This window comes from Mesorhizobium sp. WSM4816 (assembly GCF_055811535.1).
This window is the reverse complement of the sequence record NZ_JBVVQR010000003.1, coordinates 243,259-262,354: the sequence shown is the minus strand read 5'-3', so window position 1 is coordinate 262,354 and position 19,096 is coordinate 243,259. Positions and strand designations below refer to the sequence as shown.

Here is a 19,096-nt window from a genome sequence, read left to right as displayed (position 1 = left end):
CTAGACCGGACCCGGAACAAAATGCCCTTGCGCGTCATCTTCATGGGTACGCCCGAATTCTCGGTGCCGACGCTGCGGGCGGTCGCGGATGCCGGACATGAGATTGGAGCCGTCTACACTCAGCCGCCGCGCGCCGCCGGTCGCCGCGGGCTGGAACTGACGCCGTCGCCGGTGCAGCGCGAGGCCGAGCGGCTGGGCCTCGAGGTGCGGACGCCGGTGTCGCTGAAGAACGAGACCGAGCAGCAGGCGTTCCGCGCCTTGCGGGCCGATGTCGCCGTCGTCGTCGCCTATGGATTGCTGTTGCCCAAACCCATTCTCGAGGCGCCGCGGCTCGGCTGCCTCAATGGTCACGCGTCGCTGTTGCCACGCTGGCGCGGCGCCGCCCCTATCCAGCGCGCCATCATGGCCGGCGATACCGAGACAGGCATGATGGTGATGCGGATGGAAGAGGGCCTGGACACCGGCCCGGTGGCGATGGCCGAAGAATGCGCCATCGGCCCCAATATGACGGCCGGCGAACTGCATGATCGGCTGATGCACATTGGCGCCGCGCTGATGGCGGAAGCGCTGGCTCGTCTGGAACGGGATGCCCTGACTTTTACCGCACAGGCGACGGAGGGGGTGACCTATGCCAAAAAGATCGATAAAGCGGAGACGCACGTGGACTGGACGCGGCCTGCTGGCGAAGTCCACGATCATATTCGCGGCCTGTCGCCCTTTCCCGGCGCATGGTGCGAGATCGAAATTGCCGGCCGCCTGGAGCGGCTGAAACTGCTTCGCTCGACGCTTTCGCAAGGCGCCGGCGAGCCGGGAGGAATTCTCGACGACCGGCTGACGGTCGCCTGCGGGTCAGGCGCGATCAGGTTGGTCGAAGTTCAACGTGCGGGCGGAAGGCCCATTGCCGCGCAGGAGTTTCTGCGCGGGGCCAAGCTCGAAAAAGGAACGAAATTCTCATGAGCATGATGTCGATACGCGCGGCAACGCCGCGGGACCGCGAGGCGATCCGCCTGGTCGAAGAACACGCATTCGGCCAGCAGGCGGAGGCCGGCCTGGTCGACGCGCTGGTCAGCGGCGGCGATGCCGTCGTCGAACTGGTGGCGGAAGAAGATGGACAGGTGGTCGGCCATATTCTGTTTTCGCGGCTTTACGTGCAGAACGGCGGCAAGAGCTTTCCGGCGGTGGCGCTGGCGCCTCTGGCGGTCGAGCCGTCATTCCATGGCACCGGCATCGGCGGTGCACTGGTCCGCGAGGCGCATATCCGCCTGAAGGATGCCGGCGAGGTGCTGGCGGTGGTGCTTGGCGATCCCGCATATTATGGCCGCTTCGGCTACAGTCACGCGCGCGCCGAAAAATTCGAAAGCGAGTTCCAGGGCGAAGCGCTGCAGGCGCTGGTCTGGGGCGAAGCGCCTGAGACCGGCAAGCTGGTCTACGCTTCGGCTTTCGGCACCGCGCTCGCCGCCTAACCTCATCCTTCTTAGGAATGCCGCGTTTTCGCCTCGACATCGAATATGACGGCAGCCTCTATGCCGGCTGGCAGCGCCAGGCAGACCAGCCTTCGGTGCAGCAGGCGATCGAACAGGCGATCGAGAAATTCTGCGGCGAGCAGGTCTCGCTGCGCGGCGCCGGCCGCACCGATGCCGGCGTCCATGCGACCGGTCAGGTGGCGCATGTCGATCTCGTCAGGGCGTGGCCTGATGACAAGGTGCGCGATGCCGTCAACGCCCACCTGCAAACGGCCAAGGCGCGCATCGCCATCCTCAAGGCGGCTGTGGTGCCGGATAGCTTCGATGCGCGGTTCTCGGCGATCGGCCGCCACTATCTCTACCGCATCGTCAACCGGCGCGCGCCGGCGGCGCTCGACAAGGGCAAGATCTGGTGGGTGCCGAAGCGGCTCGACGCCGAGGCCATGCACGAAGCGGCACAGGTGCTGCTGGGGCGGCATGATTTCACCACGTTCCGATCGACCCAGTGCCAGGCTGACAACCCGATCCGGACGCTCGACCGGCTGGATGTCAGTCGGCTGGGTGACATGATCCAAGTGCGAGCCTCGGCGCGCTCGTTCCTGCACAATCAGGTGCGCTCGATGGTCGGCTCGCTGAAGCGCGTCGGCGAAGGCGGCTGGACAATTGCCGACCTGAAAGCGGCGCTCGACGCGCGCGACCGTGCAGCCTGTGGCCAGGTGGCGCCGCCCGACGGACTTTTTCTTATCGGTGTGGACTACCCGCAGGCGGCACACGACTGAGTAAAAATCAGTCCTCGTCGTCTTCAACCAATTGTGGGAGTTGGCGCTGCCCCTCAGCAAGCGAAACCACACCGGGAATTCGGACAAATTCAGTTGGATGCTTCAAGTGCCGGTTCCGCTCGGCGCAACGATGCCGAGCAGCGCCTGCAGCACGAACAGAACGATCAGCGACACCACGAACATTCCGGCGAAGACAGCGCTGCCGACAGCCGCGCCCCTGCCGATGGCGACGTTTGTCATCCGCCAGGTCAGGATCATCGACAGCGCGAACAAAAGCAGCGACGCCAGTACGGCGAACTCGTTGGTGGACGGCAGGAAAAGCCTGATCAACGCCGCTGGCAGCATCATCCAGGCGATGATCGCCGACGCCCAGTTGCTGGCGACGACATAGTGGACGAAGCGCCCGCCGATGCCGGCGCGCGGCGCGACGAGGGCAAGGCCGACAAGCGGCAATACCCAGACGCCGATGTCGACTGTCGCCAGACGGATCAGCATGCTGAAGCGTCCGGCGAATGCATTCGGATCGCCGATCTCGTTGGCGAGGCCGACCCAACCGACGATCAGCGCCGGTGCCGCGACGACGATGGCGAAGAAGGAATTCCAGAAACCGTCGGCCGAAAGGTCGAACTGGCGCAGCCCATCGGCCTTGCCGAGCATCAGTCGCCAGGCGCCGTTGAGCGAAGCATAGGTTTCATCCGACGAAAGCATGATTACGATGCGCCTTGCTCGAACCAGTCTTCGATGAAGCGCTGATAGATCTGCGTCAGCGTCTCGAGGTCGGCAAGTGCGACGCGTTCATCGACCATGTGCATGGTCTTGCCGACCAGCCCGAACTCGACCACCGGACAATAATCCTTGATGAAGCGTGCGTCGGAGGTGCCGCCGGAGGTGGAAAGCGACGGCTTCCTGCCGATCACCGCCCTGACCGAACCGCTCAGTGCTTCGATCAGCCGCTCGTCGCGGGTGAGGAAGACGTGGCTCGGCCGGTCGCGCCAGGCGAGTTCGTAATCGACCGGCGTCGTCTTGCCGGCCCGGTATTTCTTTCGCTTCGCCGCCTTGTCGAGACGGTTGTGGATTTCCGCCTGGATGGTCTCGGCGGTCCATGTGTCGTTGAAGCGGATGTTGAAGGTGGCGGTCGCCTTTGCCGGAATAACATTGGTGGCCGGATTGCCGACGTCGATCGAGGTCACCTCCAGATTGGTCGGCTGGAAGTCCTTGGTGCCCTTGTCGAAGACTGGCTGCAGCAAGGCGTCGACCAGCGTCATCAGGCCGCGCACCGGATTGTCGGCAAGCTGCGGGTAGGCGGCGTGGCCTTGGCGGCCGTTGACGATGACGCTGCCGGACAAAGAGCCGCGCCGGCCGATCTTGATCATGTCGCCCAGCGCATCGGGATTGGTCGGCTCGCCGACGATCGACGCATCCCATTTTTCGCCCTTGGCGACCGCCCATTCGAGCAGCTTTGTCGTGCCGTTGATGGCCGGCCCTTCTTCGTCGCCGGTGATCAGCAGGGAGACCGAGCCTTTCAGGCCGCCTTTCGAATCGAGATGGCGCGCCACGGCGGCGATGAAACAGGCGATGCCCCCCTTCATGTCGACGGCACCGCGACCGAACATCTCGCCCTTGGCGATCTCGGCAGCGAAAGGCGGATGCGTCCATGAGGTCTCGTCGCCGACCGGCACCACGTCGGTATGCCCGGCGAACATCAGGTGCGGACCGTTGCCGGAGCGCCGCGCATAGAGATTCTCGATATCGGGCGTGCCGTCCTCCGAGAACACCGGGCGCTCGACGGAAAAGCCGAGTGGTTTCAGCATTGTTTCCAGCGTGCTCAGTGCCCCGCCCTCGATGGGTGTCACGGAGGGGCAGCGGATGAGGGCGGCGAGATTTCCAGCGGGATCAGTCGGCAACGTCATGGGCAAAAGCGTTAGTCGAAAGCGCAAGGCCTGTCACGGCCAGACATAAGGGCCAGCCATCCCGCCGACACTATGGTTTTCGTGGCGTATTGTCGCAGGCCTGATGCATGTCGCCCAAAAGGCATGGCCTCGGGCTTGACCCGTGCGGGCGCAGCGGTTTTGGGCAAATGCGCATAAAACAAACAAAGGCTTAAAAGTGCGTCGCAGGAGTCGCTTCAGACGCGACGCACTTAGGCGGGATACGGGATATTGCATGGACTGAGCGACAAAGGCCCAATAATCGCTGTGGTCAGTTCGCGGCCCGCACGTGCGCCCGGTAACGGCCCTTTCCGGTGCGTTTGGCTTCATAGAGCGCGTGATCGGAGCAGGTGAGAAGAAGTTCCGGCTCGCCGCCGTCGGCAGGCGCGAAGGCACTTCCAATGCTCAACCCGATGCGTATTGCGGTGCCCACGCCAAGGTCGAAAGATACCGAAATCTTCTCAATGGCCTGCTTTGCCAGCATGGTGGCTTCGATCTCGGATGTGTCGGGCAGCAGGATCACGAATTCGTCACCGCCGATGCGAAAGACCACATCCCCCGGTCGGAAAGCGCGCTTCAATCGTTCGGCTACCTTGCGCAGCAGCATGTCGCCGACCGCGTGGCCGAAGCGGTCATTGACGTGTTTGAAGCCGTCGAGGTCCATGCTGAGAACGGCAAACGGCCTGCCGCCGTTTGCTGCCGGCGTCGCAAGCTCGCTGCACATGCCGCGCAGTTTCTCCTGAAGGAAGATGCGGTTTGGCAGGCCGGTCAGCGCGTCCTTGATCGCCAGATCGCGATTGTCCAGTTCGGCGCGGATCATGCGGGCGTTGATCGCATGATTTTGAAGCAGCACGATGATGACGCCGGCCACATAGAAAGGCACTTGAAATCCGACGATCGACATTCCGGGCGCCGGAGATAACAGCGCGCCAACCAGGAAAGGCAGGCTTACGGCCAGCATGACGAATATGGCGTAGCGCGGGGTCGCTGCGTTGCGCGACGACACCACGCCGACGACGCCTGCGACGTTCAGGGCAGCCAGCACGGCAAGCGCCATATCCCCGCTGACGACGCAGCCATAGCAGCCGAGGCCGAAAATCAATGACCATGACCCACCGGCGGCCATGAGGCCTGCCAGCGGCCCCGTTCCCCCGCGCTTGCGGGTCCGCTCACATTCCCGCATCAGCAGGAAGCGGACGGCAAACAGGATGAGGTCGGCTGCCATCCAGGCGTAGGGCCACCGGTCGCCGGTGACGACCGCGGCGCCGACTGCCAGCACCAGGACACTGATGGTGCCGAACAGGACAGCGAATTTGCGCTCGAAAGTGGTGTCGAGAAGCCGCGCGCGGACAGCTTCCGGTTCCGCTCTGATCGGTGAAGAAAACCAGGCGAACGGCCGCGCGCCGGCGCTTCGCTTTCCGCGCGTTTTCGGGTTGGCCAGGGGTTCGTCGCGTGCCAGTCGAGTGCTCCGTGCCGGTCGACACAGTGTTCACAGGGCATGCTGGACCAAGGTGATTAAGATTAGCTTAGGTAATTGGACGAGCCGACCGCAATGGACCGTCGATCAGCGTAATCTTTTGCCAGATCTTTCGCGACAGATTGGAGCCCAGGGACTCGATGTCGTTGACGCCATCGACGACCACATCGTCGTTGACCGATTGCGCGAACAGCGCGGCGATCTTGCCGGTGATCGACAGCATTTCGGAGCAATAGTCGAGGTAGCGCGCGAGATCGGCACGGTCGGTTATGCGTGCCGGTGAATGCGATGTCGGCTTGAAATCGGTTGAAAGCGCTGCCGGATCCTTGGTCAGCTGATGCATGTCGATGACATGGATCAGCGATCGCAAGCCATGAAGCTTGCGAAACACCTGCTTGCGCTTGATGCGCTCCTCGGTCCGGATCAAGGCCAGGAAGCCGAGCATCGCGAGGATGATCATGTTGATCAAGGATTCGATGCCTTGCACCGACTGGATGGCGTCGTGGGTTCCCGAGATGCGGCCGAGCGGAAGGATGGTGCCGACGAACAGAAACATCAGCGCGCCGGCGGCAATGGTGACGATGACGACGCCGCGCAGCCACCAGATCGGCGCTTCCAGCGCCTTCGCCGCCTTGGCCAGATCACGCGACAGCGACACAAGTTCTATGGCGACGCCACGCAAGCCGGTATCGGGAAACCGCTCGGCGACGCGTTTTTCCAGTCGCTCGGCAGTTTCGATGATCAGTTTCGCATCAAGCGTGCGGTAGCGCATGGCTAGAGACCCGCCCGGCGCTCAGGATTCGGCCGGCGCATTGGTGCGTTTGCCGTAGCGGTTGGGTCCGGGATCACTTTTGAAAAAGGCCAGAATGACAAGGAGAATGGCGCCGACGATGAGAGAGATCAATGCGTAGTAGGTAGGCTTGCCGAAATCATGGAACCGCTTCGCCGTTAGCGCAAAGGTCGACCATGTCGAGACGACCACAGCGATCCACCAGGCGAGCGCCCAATACTGACTTGCAGCAGTGCCCAACGGCGTTCGCGAGAACTGGTAGAGCAGGAAAAGCTGAGTGAGGAGCGGCAAAAGACCCGCCAAAACATAGGCGCTGGGGTTCACTCGCCCGGAAAGGCTGAAGAAAAGCCATAGAAATCGAGATCTGTCGAGCAAGCGGGTAGGTCCGTTTTTTTTGAAAAGATCAATCGCGAAGCAGTTCATTGATCGAGGTTTTGGAACGGGTCCTGGCATCGACCCGCTTGACGATGACGGCGCAGTAGAGGCTGGGACCCCAGTTTTCGCCTGGCACGTTCTTGCCCGGCATCGTGCCCGCCACCACCACTGAATTGGCTGGCACTTCGCCGTAGAAAACCTCGCCGGTGGCACGGTCGACGATCTTGGTCGACTGGCCGATGAAGACGCCCATGCCGAGTACCGAGCCTTCGCGTACGACGCATCCTTCAACCACTTCGGAGCGTGCGCCGATGAAGCAGTTGTCCTCGATGATGGTCGGGCCGGCCTGCATCGGCTCCAGCACGCCGCCGATGCCGACGCCGCCTGACAGATGCACATTCTTGCCGATCTGGGCACAGGAGCCGACCGAGGCCCATGTGTCGACCATGGTGCCGCTGTCGACATAGGCGCCGACATTGACGAAGGACGGCATCAGCACGGCACCTGGCGCGACGTAGGCGGAGCGCCGCACGATCGATGACGGCACGGCACGGAAACCTGCCTTCTCGAAGTCGATGGCGCTCCAGCCGTCGAATTTCGACGGCACCTTGTCCCACCACACCGCCTGGCCCGGACCACCCTTGATGATCTCCATCGGGTTGAGTCGGAACGACAGCAGCACCGCTTTCTTCAGCCACTGGTTGACATGCCATTTGCCGTCGGCCTGGCGCTCGGCAACGCGGACAACACCCCGGTCGAGCAGGTCGAGCGCCGCCTGGATGGCGTCGCGTGCTGCGCCGCGGGTTGCCGTCGAAATCGTCTCGCGTTCCTCGAAGGCGGTTTCGATGGTTTTTTCGAGGCTCGCCAGATCGGGCTTTGACATGAATTCGCTCCGTTACCAAGCTGTTAAGGGGCCGCACCTTAACCTGTTTTGAAAGTCGCCGGACCCTATGTGAAGGCTTGGTGAGGGTCAATCGCGGCTGCGTCGCGGGACGGCGCAACTGAATAATTGGACGGGTAGGTAATATGACTCCTATGGAAAAGGCGGGGTGGACGCCGCTGCCGCATTCGGACGAGGATCTGGAGCGGTCGAAAAGCGTGCCGGACACGCCGCAGACGCGTGCCGAGACCTACCGGTTGGCCTGGAATGATCCCGACTTCATGACACGGCGCGAATTGCGCGCGGTCAGGCTGCAGCTCGAACTGTTGAAGCCGGAGATGATCCTGGCCGAGCGCGGCATCGGCTCGACCGTCATCCTGTTCGGCGGGGCGCGCATACCCGAGCCGGGCGGTGAAGCCTGGGCGGCCAAGAACGAGACGCAGAAGGAAAACCTCGAGAAAAACAGCAAATATTACGAGGAAGCGCGAAAATTCGCCCGGCTCTGCTCGCAGCAGTCGGCCACCTCCTATTATCGCGAATTCGTCGTGGTGACAGGCGGGGGACCCGGCGTGATGGAAGCCGGCAACCGCGGCGCCGACGATGTCGGCGCCCCGTCGATCGGCCTCAACATCGTGTTGCCGCACGAGCAGGCGCCGAATGCCTATGTGACGCCGGAGCTCTGTTTCAACTTCCACTATTTCGCGGTCCGCAAGATGCATTTCGTCATGCGCGCCAAGGCTGTCGCGGTGTTTCCCGGCGGCTTCGGCACGATGGACGAATTCTTCGAGACGCTGACCCTGATCCAGACCGGCCGCATGGAGCGCGTGCCGGTGATCCTGTTCGGCAAGGCTTTCTGGAAACGGGCGATCGATCTCGATTTCCTCGCCGAGCAAGGCACGATCACCCCTGGCGACCAGGACATCATCGATTTCGTCGACACCGCCGACGAAGCCTGGGGGATCATCAGCCGCTTCTATCAGCTCTAGGCCGCGATCCGGCTTTACGAAGCAACGGCTCAAGCGGTGATGTCGACGATCGCTGTGAGGAATTCGGCAAGATCGTCGGTGACGAAATCCACATCGTCCTCGTGGCCCGGGTCACGTTCCCAGATTTCCGAGAAGGTCGGCTCGAAGTTGCGCGGCACAACCAGCACCGTGGTCATGCCCAGCGATTTCGGCACGGACAGGTTGCGGGCCAGATCCTCGAACATCACCGCATTGTGGCCGGTGACCGCGTGGAGTTCCGCGAACTTCTCGTAGGTCTGGCGGGCCGGCTTGGGGTTCAGCCCGGCAGCGACGATATCGAAGATGTCGTCGAAATGATCGAGGATGCCGAGTTGGCGCGCGGTGCGTTCGGCATGCCTGCGGTCGCCATTGGTGAAGATGAACTTGCGGCCGGGAAGCTGGCGGATGGCGGTGCCGAGAACGGGATCGGGAACCAGCCAGGAATAGTCGATGTCATGGACCTTCTCGAGAAAGTCGTCGGGATCGATGCCGTGGCGCGCCATCAGGCCGTTCAGCGTCGTGCCATATTCCCGGTAGAGTTCCTTCTGCAGCTTGCGGGCATCGTCGCGTGGCAGCGTCAGCAGTTCTCCGACATAGGCGGTCATCTTTACGTCGATCTGCGAGAACAGGTTCGAATGGTGCGGATAGAGGGTGTTGTCGAGGTCGAACACCCAGTCGGTGACATGGGCAAAGCGGGCGGGGTCCGGGAGCGTGGTCATGCAACCCCTTATGGCACGAAACAATGCCTTTGGCAGAGGCTTTATCCACAACTTATGCGCGTCATGGCTGGCGAAAATGGCCCGATGATTCAAATTTTAGGCATCGCCGAAAGGTGCCATTCAGGGCTTGCTGGCACATAGACGGTCCAGGGGGAACCAGCGATGAGCCGCATATTTCTGAAGTCTGCCGCCGTCGCTTTCGCCTCCCTCGCAGTCTCGCTGTTGTTGACGCTGATCGTCGTTCCGGCAATGGGCTTTCCGATCAACCGCACGATCTGGCTGACGTCCACGGTCTGCCCGCTGGTGCTCGCCTGGATCGCCAGCGCCTACACGTTCTGGCAGGGCGAGAGGTTGAAAGGCGCTCATCGCGACCTCGCCCGCGCTCATGCCCAGCTCGCCGCTGCGCATCGGCGCCTGTCGGAGAAGGCAAGCCGCGACGACATGACCGGCATGCTCAACCGCGAGAGCTTCTTCGCCGCCCTCGAGGCCACCCGGCGTAAATCCGATCGCGGTGCGTTGCTGATCATCGACGCCGATCACTTCAAGCTCATCAACGACAGCTACGGCCATCTGACCGGCGACGATGCGCTGCTCCTGATTGCAAGCGCGATCGAGCGCGGCGTGCGCAGCGGCGACGTGATCGGCCGCATCGGCGGCGAGGAATTCGGTGCGTTTCTGGTCGGCGCCACCGAACAGGAAGCCAAACGCGTCGCTGAACGCATTCGCCGTGAAGTCGAGCTGATCCGCTTCCGTCCCGTCGATGAGCGGGTCATACCCCTCACCGTCAGCATCGGCGGTGTCACCTGCGGCGAGGATGCCGGCGTATCGGATCTGATGCGTGTCGCCGACCGCCGCCTTTACCAGGCCAAGGATCGCGGCCGCAATCTGACCATCCTGGACAGGGACGTTTCCGAAGCGGCCTGAGCGGTCCCATCTTCTCGGCTTCCGTCCTGCCGATGGATCGCCATCACAGCGCGCCACCAATAACGCCCGCGCCGATCGGCTGCGAGCGTCCGAGCCGGGCCAGCGTCTAAAGTTTTGCCGGGTCGAGCGCCGGCTTGCCCTTGTGGCGTCCGATGATCGCTGCCATGTCGGCGACGTTGTGGAAGGCATCGCGCAAAACGTCGAAGGACGGCAGCACGAAATAGGCGCGCTGGAACTTGTCGATCTCATAGCTGGTGCGCATTACCGTTTCCAGATCGAAGGGAACATGATGCGCGTCCTTGCTTTCAACCGCGAATTGAAGTTCGGCAAAGGACGACATCAGCCCGGCGCCGAAAGCCTTCAACGGTTGGCCGGCCTCCTGGATCAGCCCGTACTCGACGGTGTACCAGTAGAGGCGGCTGATCATCTCGTCGCCGCCGAGCGCGATCAGATGCTCGGCCTTCTCGCCATACATCTGCATGAAATCGGCAAAGACCGGCTGGGTCAGCACCGGCACATGGCCGAAGAAGTCGTGGAACATATCCGGCTCGACGATGTAGTCGAGCTCTTGTTTCGTCCGCAGCCAGTTGGTCACCGGGAAGCGCCGGGCAGCCAGGTGGACGAAGAAGGCCGGTGCGGGAATGAGACCCGGCACGGCGACGATTTCCCAACCGGTAAGCTTGCGCAGCTTCTCGCTGACCACACCGAAATCCGGAATCCTGTCGAGCAGGCCCAGCGTGGCGACGCCGTCGAGATAGGACCGGTGTGCCAGCTTTTTGGTCAGCTTCGTCTGGCGGTCGCACAAAGTACGCCACACTGCCTGCTCGTCAGCTGTGTAGTTGTAGCTCTGCTCAACGGTGAAATCGGCACGGCAGACCGAATAGTCGCCGCGAAGGCCTTGCGCCGCGCATTCGCGGGCGTAATCGGCAACGTTCATCGTCATGGCTGTTCTCCCTGGAAATCACGACTAACATCTTGGAAGTTTAGCCGGATCCGGTGAGGCAAATCCGCTTTGATGATGGCTCGAACAGGCGATTTGAGGTAAAAGCCACCACAGCAGAGCTGCAGGAGAGTGAAAGTGCCTCAGTTTGACGATTTTGAGATCAAGATGCTCGATATCTTGCAGCGCGATGGGCGCAAGCCTGTGTCCGAACTGGCCCAGGAGATCGGGCTTTCGACGACGCCATGCGCGCGCCGCTTCGAGGCTCTTCAGAGCGCCGGCATCATCAAGCGCTTTGCCGCTGTGCTCAGCCGCCGCGCCATCGGCCTGATGGTCGAAGTGTTCATTCAGGTGCGCCTGGTGACCCACAGCGACGGGTCGCCCGAAACCTTCATCGCCGCCGTGCAGCGCATGGACGAGGTGTCGTCGTGCTGGACGATGACCGGCGACTACGATTTCCTGCTGCATGTGATGGTGCCGTCGGTCGACGAGCTCAACGCCTTTGTCATGCATCGGCTGATGCGGCTCGACGGCGTGCGCGACGTTCACACGCAGCTCGTGCTGCAGAACATCAAGGGGCCGGGCCACGTGCCGCTTGGACACCTCAGGCGATAAGTTCGCCTGGTGCCTGCTGCTCAACCTTAGGTTGATACTCCAAAAAGTTGCAGCCTGCGCTTACCGCACGATCAGTGTGCCGGCGCCGTGTTCGGTAAACAGTTCGAGCAGCACCGAATGCGGCGTCTTGCCATTGAGTATGACGACGCCTTCGACGCCGCGCTCGATCGCCTCGATGCAGGTCTCGACCTTGGGGATCATGCCGCCCGACACCGTGCCGTCCTTGATCAAGGCCTTGGCCTCGGCGACGGTCAGTTCGTCGATGAGCTTCTTGTTCCTGTCGAGCACGCCGGGCACGTCGGTGAGGAACAGAAGGCGTGTCGCCTGGCAGGCGCCGGCGATGGCGCCGGCGAAGGTGTCGGCATTGATGTTGTAGGTGTGGCCGTCACGGCCCGGCGCCACCGGCGCCAGCACCGGGATCATTTCGGACCGCGCCAGAAGGTCGAGCAGGGTGCGGTCGACCTCGACCGGCTCGCCGACGAAGCCGAGATCGAGCACACGCTCGATGTTGGAGTCCGGGTCGATCATGGTCTTGCGCGCCTTTTCGGCGAAAACCATGTTGCCGTCCTTGCCGCACAGGCCGATGGCCCATTCGCCCTCGGCATTGATCAGCGCGACGATCTCCTTGTTGATCGAGCCGGCCAGCACCATCTCGACGATCTCGACCGTCTTCTGGTCGGTGACGCGCAATCCGCCCTCGAACTTCGATTCGATGCCCATCTTGCTCAGCATGGCGCCGATCTGCGGCCCGCCGCCATGCACGACGATCGGGTTCACGCCGGATTGTTTGAGCAGCGCGATGTCGCGGGCAAAGGCCTTGCCGAGCGCGATGTCGCCCATGGCGTGGCCGCCATACTTCACCACGACCGTCTTGTTCTCGTAGCGCTGCATATAGGGCAGCGCCCTCGAAAGCAGCGCGGCCTGCATTTCGGCGGTGGCGGCGAGGTCCGTCATTCGGCTTGGTTCCCAGCTTGGCATGAACGGCGGCGTCTTAGCGGGAATTGGAGCAGGGGGCAAACGGCTTTGCTGTCACGTCAGGTGAAATCGGCCTGCTTTCATACCGGGCACCTGCAGTGGCGCCCGCCGCGTCAGCCATCCCGAAATCTGTTCCATTTGCGCGGCGAGGGACAACAAGGTCTCCTCGTCGCCGGGGCGGCCAGCGGCCTGGATGCCGAGCGGCAGGCCGGCATCGGTGACATGAACAGGCAGCGCGATCGACGGCTGGCCGCTGACGTTCTGGATTGCCGGCCAGTGGGTGAACCACAGGCTCTTGTCCATCAACTGGCCGAACAGCGGCTTGAATTTCAGCAGGCGGGCAAGCCGCAGCCTGTCGAGCATTTCTTCCAGGAACGCATCTGCGCCTTTTGGATCCATCGCGCCGCAGGCGAGCGGCGGATGCGCGATGACAGGCATCAGCACGGCATCGTACCGCGCGGTCTCGATGATCAGCCGGCGCGACGTGGCATGCAGCCGCTGCAGGCTGGCATAGATCTCGCCGGCCGAAAGAACTTCGCCGAAGGCGCTCATCACCCGCGTGGTGCGTTCGATATCACCCGAAATGGAGCGGCCGACGCGCAGGACCTCGCCGCGCATCGTGCCGGCCACCGCCGCGGCGACGGTTCTGGCGAAATCAGCGATGAAATCGCGATCGATATAGGGCAGGTCGATCTCCTCTATCGTATGGCCGCCTTCGCGCGCCAAAGCTATCGCAGTGTCCAGCGCCGCCAGCGTCTCGGTCGATATCGGCAGGCCGAGCGGCGATTTTCGGTAGACCGCCAGTTTCAGCTTGCCGGGGTCACGCACTGCTGCGGCGGCGAAAGTTCCTTTCGGCGTCGGCGCCGCATACGGCGACAGCGGATCGGGCCCATGCGTCAGGTCGAGCAGCAGGGCCGAATCACGGACCGAGCGGGAAACGGCGTGGTCGATGACCAGGCCGTACCAGCTTTCGCTGACCAGCGGCGTCAGCGGCACGCGGCCGCGCGAGGTTTTCAGCCCGACCAGCCCGGTGCAGGCGGCGGGAACGCGGATCGAGCCGCCGCCGTCCGAGGCATGTGCCACCGGTACGACACCGGCCGCGACCAGCGCCGCCGCACCTCCAGACGAGCCGCCGCTGGTATGGGCTGTATTCCACGGATTGCGGGTGATGCCGAAAGCGGCGGATTCGGTCATCAGCCTCAGCCCATGTTCGGGCGAGGTGCTGGTGGCGATCGGGACGAGGCCGGCGGCCAGATGGCGTTCGGTCATCACCGAGTCGAAATCGGCAACGAAAGCCGGAATGCGGCTGCCGCCGTGCGTCGGCACGCCTTTCATGGCGATGCCGAGATCCTTCAGCGCGAAGGGCACACCGGCCAGCGGCAGCTTGCGGTCGATGGTTTTCGCGCGCGTCCGCGCCGCCTCGTAAAGCGGCTCGGCGATGGCATTGATATCCGGGCGAGTGGCCTCGGCCCGCGCAATCGCCGCGTCGACGAGCTCCTGCGGCGAGATTTCTCCTTTGCGCACCAAGCCAGCCAGGCCGGTAGCGTCATGTTCCCACAGGGCCCGTTCGACCGACATTCTTGCTCCCCCAACTATCGGCAAGCTAGAGCATCGGATGCAAAAGTGGAAACCCGGTTTTGGGAAAATCCTATGCTCAAAAAGGTCGGCTCTTTCTCGTCAACGGAAGCCGACGGCGCTCCCGGTGCACAGGAACGCTTCCGTGGTCGCAATACATTGCAATTGCCTAATTTGGGCAATTGCTTAATTTGGCAGCCGATGACGCCGCAGGACATCAGCGACCTGATCGTCCGGACTTCGATGAAGGACCGGGCTGCGTTCGATCTGCTCTACCGGCAGACCAGCGCGAAACTTTTCGGCGTCTGCATTCGTGTATTGAAGGACCGGGGAGAGGCAGAAGAGGCGCTGCAGGAGGTCTTCGTCAAGATATGGACGAAGGCCGACCGTTTCGCTGTCTCGGAGCTAAGCCCGATTTCCTGGCTGGTGGCCATTGCGCGCAATCACGCGATCGATCGGATAAGGGCGCGGCGAGAGCCTGTCGCCTATATCGACGCTGCGCTCGACGTCGCCGATCCGGCGCCGGGACCGGAGGCTGCGGCTGTTGCGGGCGGTGAATCCGGGCGCTTCTATCGTTGTCTCGACGAATTGGAAAAGGACCGGGCGGCGGCCGTCCGGGGCGCTTATCTGGAGGGCGAAAGCTATGCCGAACTGGCGGCGCGCCATGACGTGCCGCTGAACACGATGCGAACCTGGCTGCGGCGCAGCCTGTTGAAGCTCAGAGAGTGTCTTGAAAGATGACGCGGGCAGAGGATGACGGACCGGAATCTGGGGGCGACGACCTGTTTGCCGCCGAATACGTTCTTGGCGTCCTGGCCGCGGACGAACGCGAGATTGCGTCACGCCGCATCGACGCGGACGCCGCTTTCGCGCACCTTGTCGATGCCTGGGAGGCGCGTCTTTCGCCGATGGCCGACGCCTATCCGGAGACAGAGCCGCCGATCAGGGTCAAGGAGGCATTGGATCGCCGGCTGTTCGTCGCAAAGCCTCGCGCCGGTCTCTGGTCAAGCCTTGCCTTCTGGCGCGGTCTTGCAGCCGCTTCCGTCGCGGCGTTGACGATCTATATCGCCGAGCCTTACCTCAACCCGCCGGCCGAGCCGCCGCGGCTCATCGCCTCGCTGGCTGCCGATGGCAGCGACGTCAGATACCTCGCCGTCTATGATGCCGCCCGTCGCGAGGTCGGCCTGTCGCATGTCTCCGGCGAGCGCGCCGCCGGCAAGGATTTCGAGCTTTGGATGATCGAGGGCAAGAATGCGCCGGTCTCTATGGGCGTCATCCCGGCCGGCCAGACCGCGCGTATGACCATCTCCCCGGCCGTGCAGGAAAAACTTGCGCAAGGCGCCGTGCTTGCGGTCAGCCTTGAACCGACCGGCGGTTCGCCGACCGGCCAGCCGACCGGCCCTGTGGTCGCTGCGGGCGATCTGAAGAGCATCTGATCGCCCCTGTCTGCAAATCACCCCGGTCTGCCGGTTTTCGAGAAGATTTTAAGTCTATCGCCTGTGGTGACTTCATCGTGGAAGCATGCAGGCTGTAAGAGTCCTGCCATGAAAATCATGCTCGCCGTTATAAAAAATAAAATTTTATCCTGAACGGGCGAAACTCGGGCATTTATCCACCGTATCTCCTTGCACCCCAAATAGGGGAAGAAATAAACTGAGGAGATAGAAATAATGCGTAAGTTCGCCACCCTTTTGCTTGCCGGAACGGTCGCCGTCTCCGCGCTCGCCACCGCCGCCTATGCCGAAAATCCGATGGTCGGCGGCGCCGCCATGTATGCCACCAGGAACATCGTCGAGAACGCCGTCAATTCGAAGGATCACACGACGCTGGTCGCGGCCGTCAAGGCCGGCGGTCTCGTCGACACGCTGCAGAGTGCCGGTCCCTTCACCGTGTTCGCGCCGACCAACGAGGCCTTTGCCGCCCTTCCGGCCGGCACCGTCGATACATTGCTCAAGCCCGAAAACAAGGACAAGCTGGTCAAGATCCTGACCTGCCACGTCATCGGTGCCAAGGCGATGGCCGCCGACGTTGCCAAGATGGCCATGGACGATGGTGGCGCGCACAAGGTCAAGACGGTTGGCGGCTGCGAGGTGACGCTCAAGGCCGAAAACGGCAAGGTCACCGCGACCGACGAGAACGGCAATGTCGCCAATGTGACCGTCGCCGATGTCGAGCAGTCGAACGGCGTCATCCACGTCATCGACAAGGTTCTCCTGCCGAAGATGTAACGAAGCGGGCGTCGCCAGCGAACATATGGCTGAGGCTCCATGCCCGAGTGCGCGGGTTTCCGCTTGCGTGACCCGCGCAATCGACAAGCGTACACTCCGCACCGTCCGCTGTAAGCGTGGGGCAGGTGCGGAGTGCCCGTTGTCGGGAGCTGGCCGTCACCGGCTTTTGATTTCCATGTGACGGTCGAATTTGGCAAACGGATAGAAGGAGGAATGGTGATGATCCGGCGCGACTTTCTTTGGAGCGGTGCCGCTGTGGCATTGTTGGCAGGCACGGCGGCAGCGCTGCGCATCGGCCGGCCGCAGGACGCACACGCGGCCGAAACCTTCGAGGTCACCAAGACCGAGGCCGAGTGGCGCGCCATCCTTTCCGACGCGGCTTTCAACGTGCTGCGCAAGGAAGGCACCGAATATCCCGGCACCAGCCCGCTACTCAATGAACATCGCAAGGGCATCTTCGCCTGCGCCGGCTGCGACCTGCCGCTCTATTCCTCCGAAACCAAGTTCGATTCCGGCACCGGCTGGCCGAGCTTCTGGCAGGAGTTGCCCAACGCCGTCGGCATGACCGTGGACAGGTCCCTGGGCATGACCCGAACCGAGGTCCACTGCCGCCGTTGCGGCGGTCATCTCGGCCATGTCTTCGACGACGGCCCGCCGCCGACCGGCCTGCGTCATTGCATCAACGGCGTCGCCTTGACCTTCAAGCCGGCCACGGCCTGACCTAAAGCGCTCGCGTTTGACCGGCCTCACGCGACGCGCTTTAGGTTGTTGTCTTATGCATGTCGTTATCGCAAAACCGCTGCGCACTTTTGCGCGACATGCATGAGAGCGCCGCATCCTTGGACGCGCAAAGTTGCGCGGTCAGTGTCCGCCGCCTCCGCCCGCCGGCTCGGCCGGCTTGCGGATGACCATAGTGAAGATCGCTAGCGTCGCGAACAGCGCCGTCAACAGATAGAACACGTCCATGAAGGACAGCAGCGAAGCCTGCTGCTGGACCATGCCGGACAGTTTGGAGATCGCCGCCTTGGAGGCGTCGAGGCCGGCATTCTGCTGGAAGTCGAGCGTCATGTTCTGCAGCCTGGTCTGCGCCTCGGCGCTGCCCCATTGCACATGCTCGGCCAGCCTTGCGTAGTGGAAGGCGCTGCGATCGATCAGCACGGTGTTGATGACGGCAAGGCCGACGGCGCCACCGAGATTGCGGGTGAGGTTGAACAGACCGGATGCATTCTTAAGCCGGTCAGGCGGCAGCGTTCCAAGCGCGATGTTGTTGATCGGCACCATGCACAGCATCATCGAGGCGCCGCGCAGGATCTGCGGCAGCAAAAGCTCCCAGAAATCCCAGTCTGCGGTCAGATAGGTCATCCGCCAGGTGCCGGCAGCGAAGCCGAAGAAGCCGATCATCATCATCAGCCGCGGATCCATCTTGCGCGACAGGATGCCGGAAATCGGCGCTGTGACGAACATCGCCAGGCCGCTGACGAACAGCGCCTCGCCGATCATCAGGGAGTCGTAGCCGCGGATGCGCCCCAGATACACCGGATAGAGATAGGTCAGGCCGTAGAGGCCGATGCCGATGACGAAGGAGAACAGCGAGCCGAAAGCGAAGTTGACGTTGGCGAAGGCCTTCAGGTCGACGATCGGCTCCTCGGCAGTGAAGGCGCGCCAGAAGAACAGCACCGCGCCGGCCGTCATCAGGATGGCGCAGATGAACACGGCCTGGTCCTGAAGCCAGTCGTTGTTGGGACCTTCCTCGAGCACAAATTCCAGCGAGCCGAGGAAAGCCGCCATGCCGGCGAGGCCCCACCAGTCGAACTTGCGGAACAGGCTGAGATTGGGCTTGTCGAAGTCGATCAGCGACCATGCGGCTGCGGTCACCATGATGCCGGGCACCACATTGATCAGGAACAGCCAATGCCAGGACATGGCATGGCTGATATAGCCGCCGACAGTCGGGCCGATGGTCGGCGCCAGCGTCGCCACCAGGCCGATCATCGGCGACACCATGGCACGGCGCGACGGCGGGAAGATGGTGAAGGCGGCAGCGAACACGCTTGGGATCATGCCGCCGCCGATAAAACCCTGGACGGCGCGGTAGACGATCATCTGGTCGATGTTGGTGGCGGTCGCCGCCAGCGCGCTCGCGGCGGTGAAGCCGGCCGCGGAGACGGTGAACAGCACACGCGTCGACAGCATCCGGCTGAGAAAACCGGACAGCGGGATCATGATGACTTCGGCGATCAGATAGGCGGTCTGCACCCACGGAATTTCGTCGGAGCTGGCGCTCAAGCCGGCCTGAATCTCGGCCAGCGAGGCCGAAACGATCTGGATGTCGAGGATCGCCATGAACATGCCGAACACCATCGCCAGGAAGGCGATGATGCGGCGTGTGGAAATGGTATCAGGCGTAGCCGGCCTCGCCGGCGG

Annotated in this window: 21 protein-coding genes; 10 read left to right on the top strand and 11 right to left on the bottom strand. The window is 62.8% G+C overall.

Annotated elements, in window-relative coordinates:
• The first annotated feature begins 21 nt into the window (after positions 1 to 21).
• The 3 genes from fmt to truA are packed head-to-tail and all read left to right on the top strand — an operon-like array spanning position 22 to position 2,242.
• On the top strand, positions 22 to 957 hold the full coding sequence (fmt, locus tag AC0L3H_RS05515) for a methionyl-tRNA formyltransferase (protein ID WP_473584756.1): 936 nt from the start codon (positions 22 to 24) through the stop codon (positions 955 to 957).
• Positions 954 to 1,463, top strand: a complete 510-nt coding sequence (locus tag AC0L3H_RS05510) for a GNAT family N-acetyltransferase (protein WP_128184972.1) — start codon at positions 954 to 956, stop codon at positions 1,461 to 1,463. Before fmt ends, AC0L3H_RS05510 begins: the two co-directional genes overlap by 4 nt.
• Positions 1,464 to 1,480: 17 nt before the next feature.
• Positions 1,481 to 2,242, top strand: a complete 762-nt coding sequence (gene truA / locus AC0L3H_RS05505; protein WP_473584755.1) for a tRNA pseudouridine(38-40) synthase TruA — start codon at positions 1,481 to 1,483, stop codon at positions 2,240 to 2,242.
• A gap of 102 nt (positions 2,243 to 2,344) precedes the next feature.
• On the opposite strand, the gene AC0L3H_RS05500 is transcribed toward truA, so the two are convergent.
• The 6 genes from AC0L3H_RS05500 to dapD form a co-directional block, all read right to left on the bottom strand.
• The gene (locus AC0L3H_RS05500; protein WP_473584754.1) at positions 2,345 to 2,950 is read right to left on the bottom strand and encodes a transporter; all 606 of its coding nucleotides are present in this window, start codon (positions 2,948 to 2,950) and stop codon (positions 2,345 to 2,347) included.
• Between the two features lie 2 nt (positions 2,951 to 2,952).
• The gene (dapE, locus tag AC0L3H_RS05495) at positions 2,953 to 4,152 is read right to left on the bottom strand and encodes a succinyl-diaminopimelate desuccinylase (RefSeq protein ID WP_473584753.1); all 1,200 of its coding nucleotides are present in this window, start codon (positions 4,150 to 4,152) and stop codon (positions 2,953 to 2,955) included.
• Between the two features lie 289 nt (positions 4,153 to 4,441).
• The gene (locus AC0L3H_RS05490) at positions 4,442 to 5,449 is read right to left on the bottom strand and encodes a GGDEF domain-containing protein (protein ID WP_473584752.1); all 1,008 of its coding nucleotides are present in this window, start codon (positions 5,447 to 5,449) and stop codon (positions 4,442 to 4,444) included.
• Positions 5,450 to 5,696: 247 nt separating this feature from the next.
• Complete coding sequence (locus AC0L3H_RS05485; protein WP_473495109.1) at positions 5,697 to 6,419, bottom strand: hypothetical protein; 723 nt, start codon at positions 6,417 to 6,419, stop codon at positions 5,697 to 5,699.
• A 21-nt stretch (positions 6,420 to 6,440) separates the two neighbouring features.
• Complete coding sequence (locus AC0L3H_RS05480) at positions 6,441 to 6,860, bottom strand: DUF805 domain-containing protein (RefSeq protein ID WP_473584751.1); 420 nt, start codon at positions 6,858 to 6,860, stop codon at positions 6,441 to 6,443.
• The gene (gene dapD, locus AC0L3H_RS05475) at positions 6,841 to 7,695 is read right to left on the bottom strand and encodes a 2,3,4,5-tetrahydropyridine-2,6-dicarboxylate N-succinyltransferase (RefSeq protein WP_128175767.1); all 855 of its coding nucleotides are present in this window, start codon (positions 7,693 to 7,695) and stop codon (positions 6,841 to 6,843) included. Before dapD ends, AC0L3H_RS05480 begins: the two co-directional genes overlap by 20 nt.
• 143 nt (positions 7,696 to 7,838) lie before the next feature.
• On the opposite strand from dapD, the gene AC0L3H_RS05470 reads away from it, so the two are divergent.
• On the top strand, positions 7,839 to 8,678 hold the full coding sequence (locus AC0L3H_RS05470; RefSeq protein ID WP_023801573.1) for an LOG family protein: 840 nt from the start codon (positions 7,839 to 7,841) through the stop codon (positions 8,676 to 8,678).
• A 29-nt stretch (positions 8,679 to 8,707) separates the two neighbouring features.
• On the opposite strand, the gene AC0L3H_RS05465 is transcribed toward AC0L3H_RS05470, so the two are convergent.
• Positions 8,708 to 9,415: a pyrimidine 5'-nucleotidase gene (locus AC0L3H_RS05465; protein ID WP_023801574.1), complete on the bottom strand. Its 708-nt coding sequence runs from the start codon at positions 9,413 to 9,415 to the stop codon at positions 8,708 to 8,710.
• A gap of 162 nt (positions 9,416 to 9,577) precedes the next feature.
• On the opposite strand from AC0L3H_RS05465, the gene AC0L3H_RS05460 reads away from it, so the two are divergent.
• The gene (locus AC0L3H_RS05460; RefSeq protein WP_023801575.1) at positions 9,578 to 10,339 is read left to right on the top strand and encodes a GGDEF domain-containing protein; all 762 of its coding nucleotides are present in this window, start codon (positions 9,578 to 9,580) and stop codon (positions 10,337 to 10,339) included.
• Between the two features lie 106 nt (positions 10,340 to 10,445).
• Here AC0L3H_RS05460 and phhA read toward each other — a convergent pair whose 3' ends face one another.
• The gene (phhA, locus tag AC0L3H_RS05455) at positions 10,446 to 11,282 is read right to left on the bottom strand and encodes a phenylalanine 4-monooxygenase (RefSeq protein WP_128175770.1); all 837 of its coding nucleotides are present in this window, start codon (positions 11,280 to 11,282) and stop codon (positions 10,446 to 10,448) included.
• A 135-nt stretch (positions 11,283 to 11,417) separates the two neighbouring features.
• On the opposite strand from phhA, the gene AC0L3H_RS05450 reads away from it, so the two are divergent.
• The gene (locus tag AC0L3H_RS05450) at positions 11,418 to 11,894 is read left to right on the top strand and encodes an Lrp/AsnC family transcriptional regulator (protein ID WP_023801577.1); all 477 of its coding nucleotides are present in this window, start codon (positions 11,418 to 11,420) and stop codon (positions 11,892 to 11,894) included.
• 60 nt (positions 11,895 to 11,954) lie between these two features.
• Here AC0L3H_RS05450 and argB read toward each other — a convergent pair whose 3' ends face one another.
• Positions 11,955 to 12,848 carry an acetylglutamate kinase gene (argB, locus tag AC0L3H_RS05445; RefSeq protein ID WP_077374521.1) on the bottom strand — a complete coding sequence of 298 codons (894 nt, stop codon included), beginning with the start codon at positions 12,846 to 12,848 and terminating at the stop codon, positions 11,955 to 11,957.
• A 75-nt stretch (positions 12,849 to 12,923) separates the two neighbouring features.
• A complete protein-coding gene (locus AC0L3H_RS05440) occupies positions 12,924 to 14,447 on the bottom strand; it encodes an amidase (protein ID WP_473584750.1) in 1,524 nt (507 codons plus the stop codon).
• Positions 14,448 to 14,645: 198 nt separating this feature from the next.
• Between AC0L3H_RS05440 and AC0L3H_RS05435 the strand changes: the two genes are divergently transcribed.
• From AC0L3H_RS05435 to msrB, 4 genes are all read left to right on the top strand, one after another.
• The gene (locus tag AC0L3H_RS05435) at positions 14,646 to 15,185 is read left to right on the top strand and encodes a sigma-70 family RNA polymerase sigma factor (RefSeq protein ID WP_473584859.1); all 540 of its coding nucleotides are present in this window, start codon (positions 14,646 to 14,648) and stop codon (positions 15,183 to 15,185) included.
• Complete coding sequence (locus AC0L3H_RS05430; protein WP_473584749.1) at positions 15,182 to 15,880, top strand: anti-sigma factor; 699 nt, start codon at positions 15,182 to 15,184, stop codon at positions 15,878 to 15,880. The genes AC0L3H_RS05435 and AC0L3H_RS05430 overlap by 4 nt, the downstream gene beginning before the upstream one ends.
• A 234-nt stretch (positions 15,881 to 16,114) precedes the next feature.
• The gene (locus AC0L3H_RS05425; protein ID WP_091596413.1) at positions 16,115 to 16,672 is read left to right on the top strand and encodes a fasciclin domain-containing protein; all 558 of its coding nucleotides are present in this window, start codon (positions 16,115 to 16,117) and stop codon (positions 16,670 to 16,672) included.
• Positions 16,673 to 16,891: 219 nt separating this feature from the next.
• On the top strand, positions 16,892 to 17,392 hold the full coding sequence (msrB, locus tag AC0L3H_RS05420) for a peptide-methionine (R)-S-oxide reductase MsrB (RefSeq protein WP_473584748.1): 501 nt from the start codon (positions 16,892 to 16,894) through the stop codon (positions 17,390 to 17,392).
• 141 nt (positions 17,393 to 17,533) lie between these two features.
• Here msrB and AC0L3H_RS05415 read toward each other — a convergent pair whose 3' ends face one another.
• Positions 17,534 to 19,066, bottom strand: a complete 1,533-nt coding sequence (locus AC0L3H_RS05415) for a DHA2 family efflux MFS transporter permease subunit (protein WP_473584858.1) — start codon at positions 19,064 to 19,066, stop codon at positions 17,534 to 17,536.
• Positions 19,067 to 19,096: the final 30 nt, after the last annotated feature.

Bases quoted from the DNA above. Each gene is read 5' to 3' on its own strand.
- fmt (WP_473584756.1), top strand. From the start codon at position 22: ATGCCCTTGCGCGTCATCTTCATGGGTACGCCCGAATTCTCGGTGCCG.
- AC0L3H_RS05510 (WP_128184972.1), top strand. From the start codon at position 954: ATGAGCATGATGTCGATACGCGCGGCAACGCCGCGGGACCGCGAGGCG.
- truA (WP_473584755.1), top strand. From the start codon at position 1,481: ATGCCGCGTTTTCGCCTCGACATCGAATATGACGGCAGCCTCTATGCC.
- AC0L3H_RS05500 (WP_473584754.1), bottom strand. From the start codon at position 2,950: ATGCTTTCGTCGGATGAAACCTATGCTTCGCTCAACGGCGCCTGGCGA.
- dapE (WP_473584753.1), bottom strand. From the start codon at position 4,152: ATGACGTTGCCGACTGATCCCGCTGGAAATCTCGCCGCCCTCATCCGC.
- AC0L3H_RS05485 (WP_473495109.1), bottom strand. From the start codon at position 6,419: ATGCGCTACCGCACGCTTGATGCGAAACTGATCATCGAAACTGCCGAG.
- AC0L3H_RS05480 (WP_473584751.1), bottom strand. From the start codon at position 6,860: ATGAACTGCTTCGCGATTGATCTTTTCAAAAAAAACGGACCTACCCGC.
- dapD (WP_128175767.1), bottom strand. From the start codon at position 7,695: ATGTCAAAGCCCGATCTGGCGAGCCTCGAAAAAACCATCGAAACCGCC.
- AC0L3H_RS05470 (WP_023801573.1), top strand. From the start codon at position 7,839: ATGACTCCTATGGAAAAGGCGGGGTGGACGCCGCTGCCGCATTCGGAC.
- AC0L3H_RS05465 (WP_023801574.1), bottom strand. From the start codon at position 9,415: ATGACCACGCTCCCGGACCCCGCCCGCTTTGCCCATGTCACCGACTGG.
- AC0L3H_RS05460 (WP_023801575.1), top strand. From the start codon at position 9,578: ATGAGCCGCATATTTCTGAAGTCTGCCGCCGTCGCTTTCGCCTCCCTC.
- phhA (WP_128175770.1), bottom strand. From the start codon at position 11,282: ATGACGATGAACGTTGCCGATTACGCCCGCGAATGCGCGGCGCAAGGC.
- argB (WP_077374521.1), bottom strand. From the start codon at position 12,848: ATGACGGACCTCGCCGCCACCGCCGAAATGCAGGCCGCGCTGCTTTCG.
- AC0L3H_RS05440 (WP_473584750.1), bottom strand. From the start codon at position 14,447: ATGTCGGTCGAACGGGCCCTGTGGGAACATGACGCTACCGGCCTGGCT.
- AC0L3H_RS05435 (WP_473584859.1), top strand. From the start codon at position 14,646: ATGACGCCGCAGGACATCAGCGACCTGATCGTCCGGACTTCGATGAAG.
- AC0L3H_RS05430 (WP_473584749.1), top strand. From the start codon at position 15,182: ATGACGCGGGCAGAGGATGACGGACCGGAATCTGGGGGCGACGACCTG.
- AC0L3H_RS05425 (WP_091596413.1), top strand. From the start codon at position 16,115: ATGCGTAAGTTCGCCACCCTTTTGCTTGCCGGAACGGTCGCCGTCTCC.
- msrB (WP_473584748.1), top strand. From the start codon at position 16,892: ATGATCCGGCGCGACTTTCTTTGGAGCGGTGCCGCTGTGGCATTGTTG.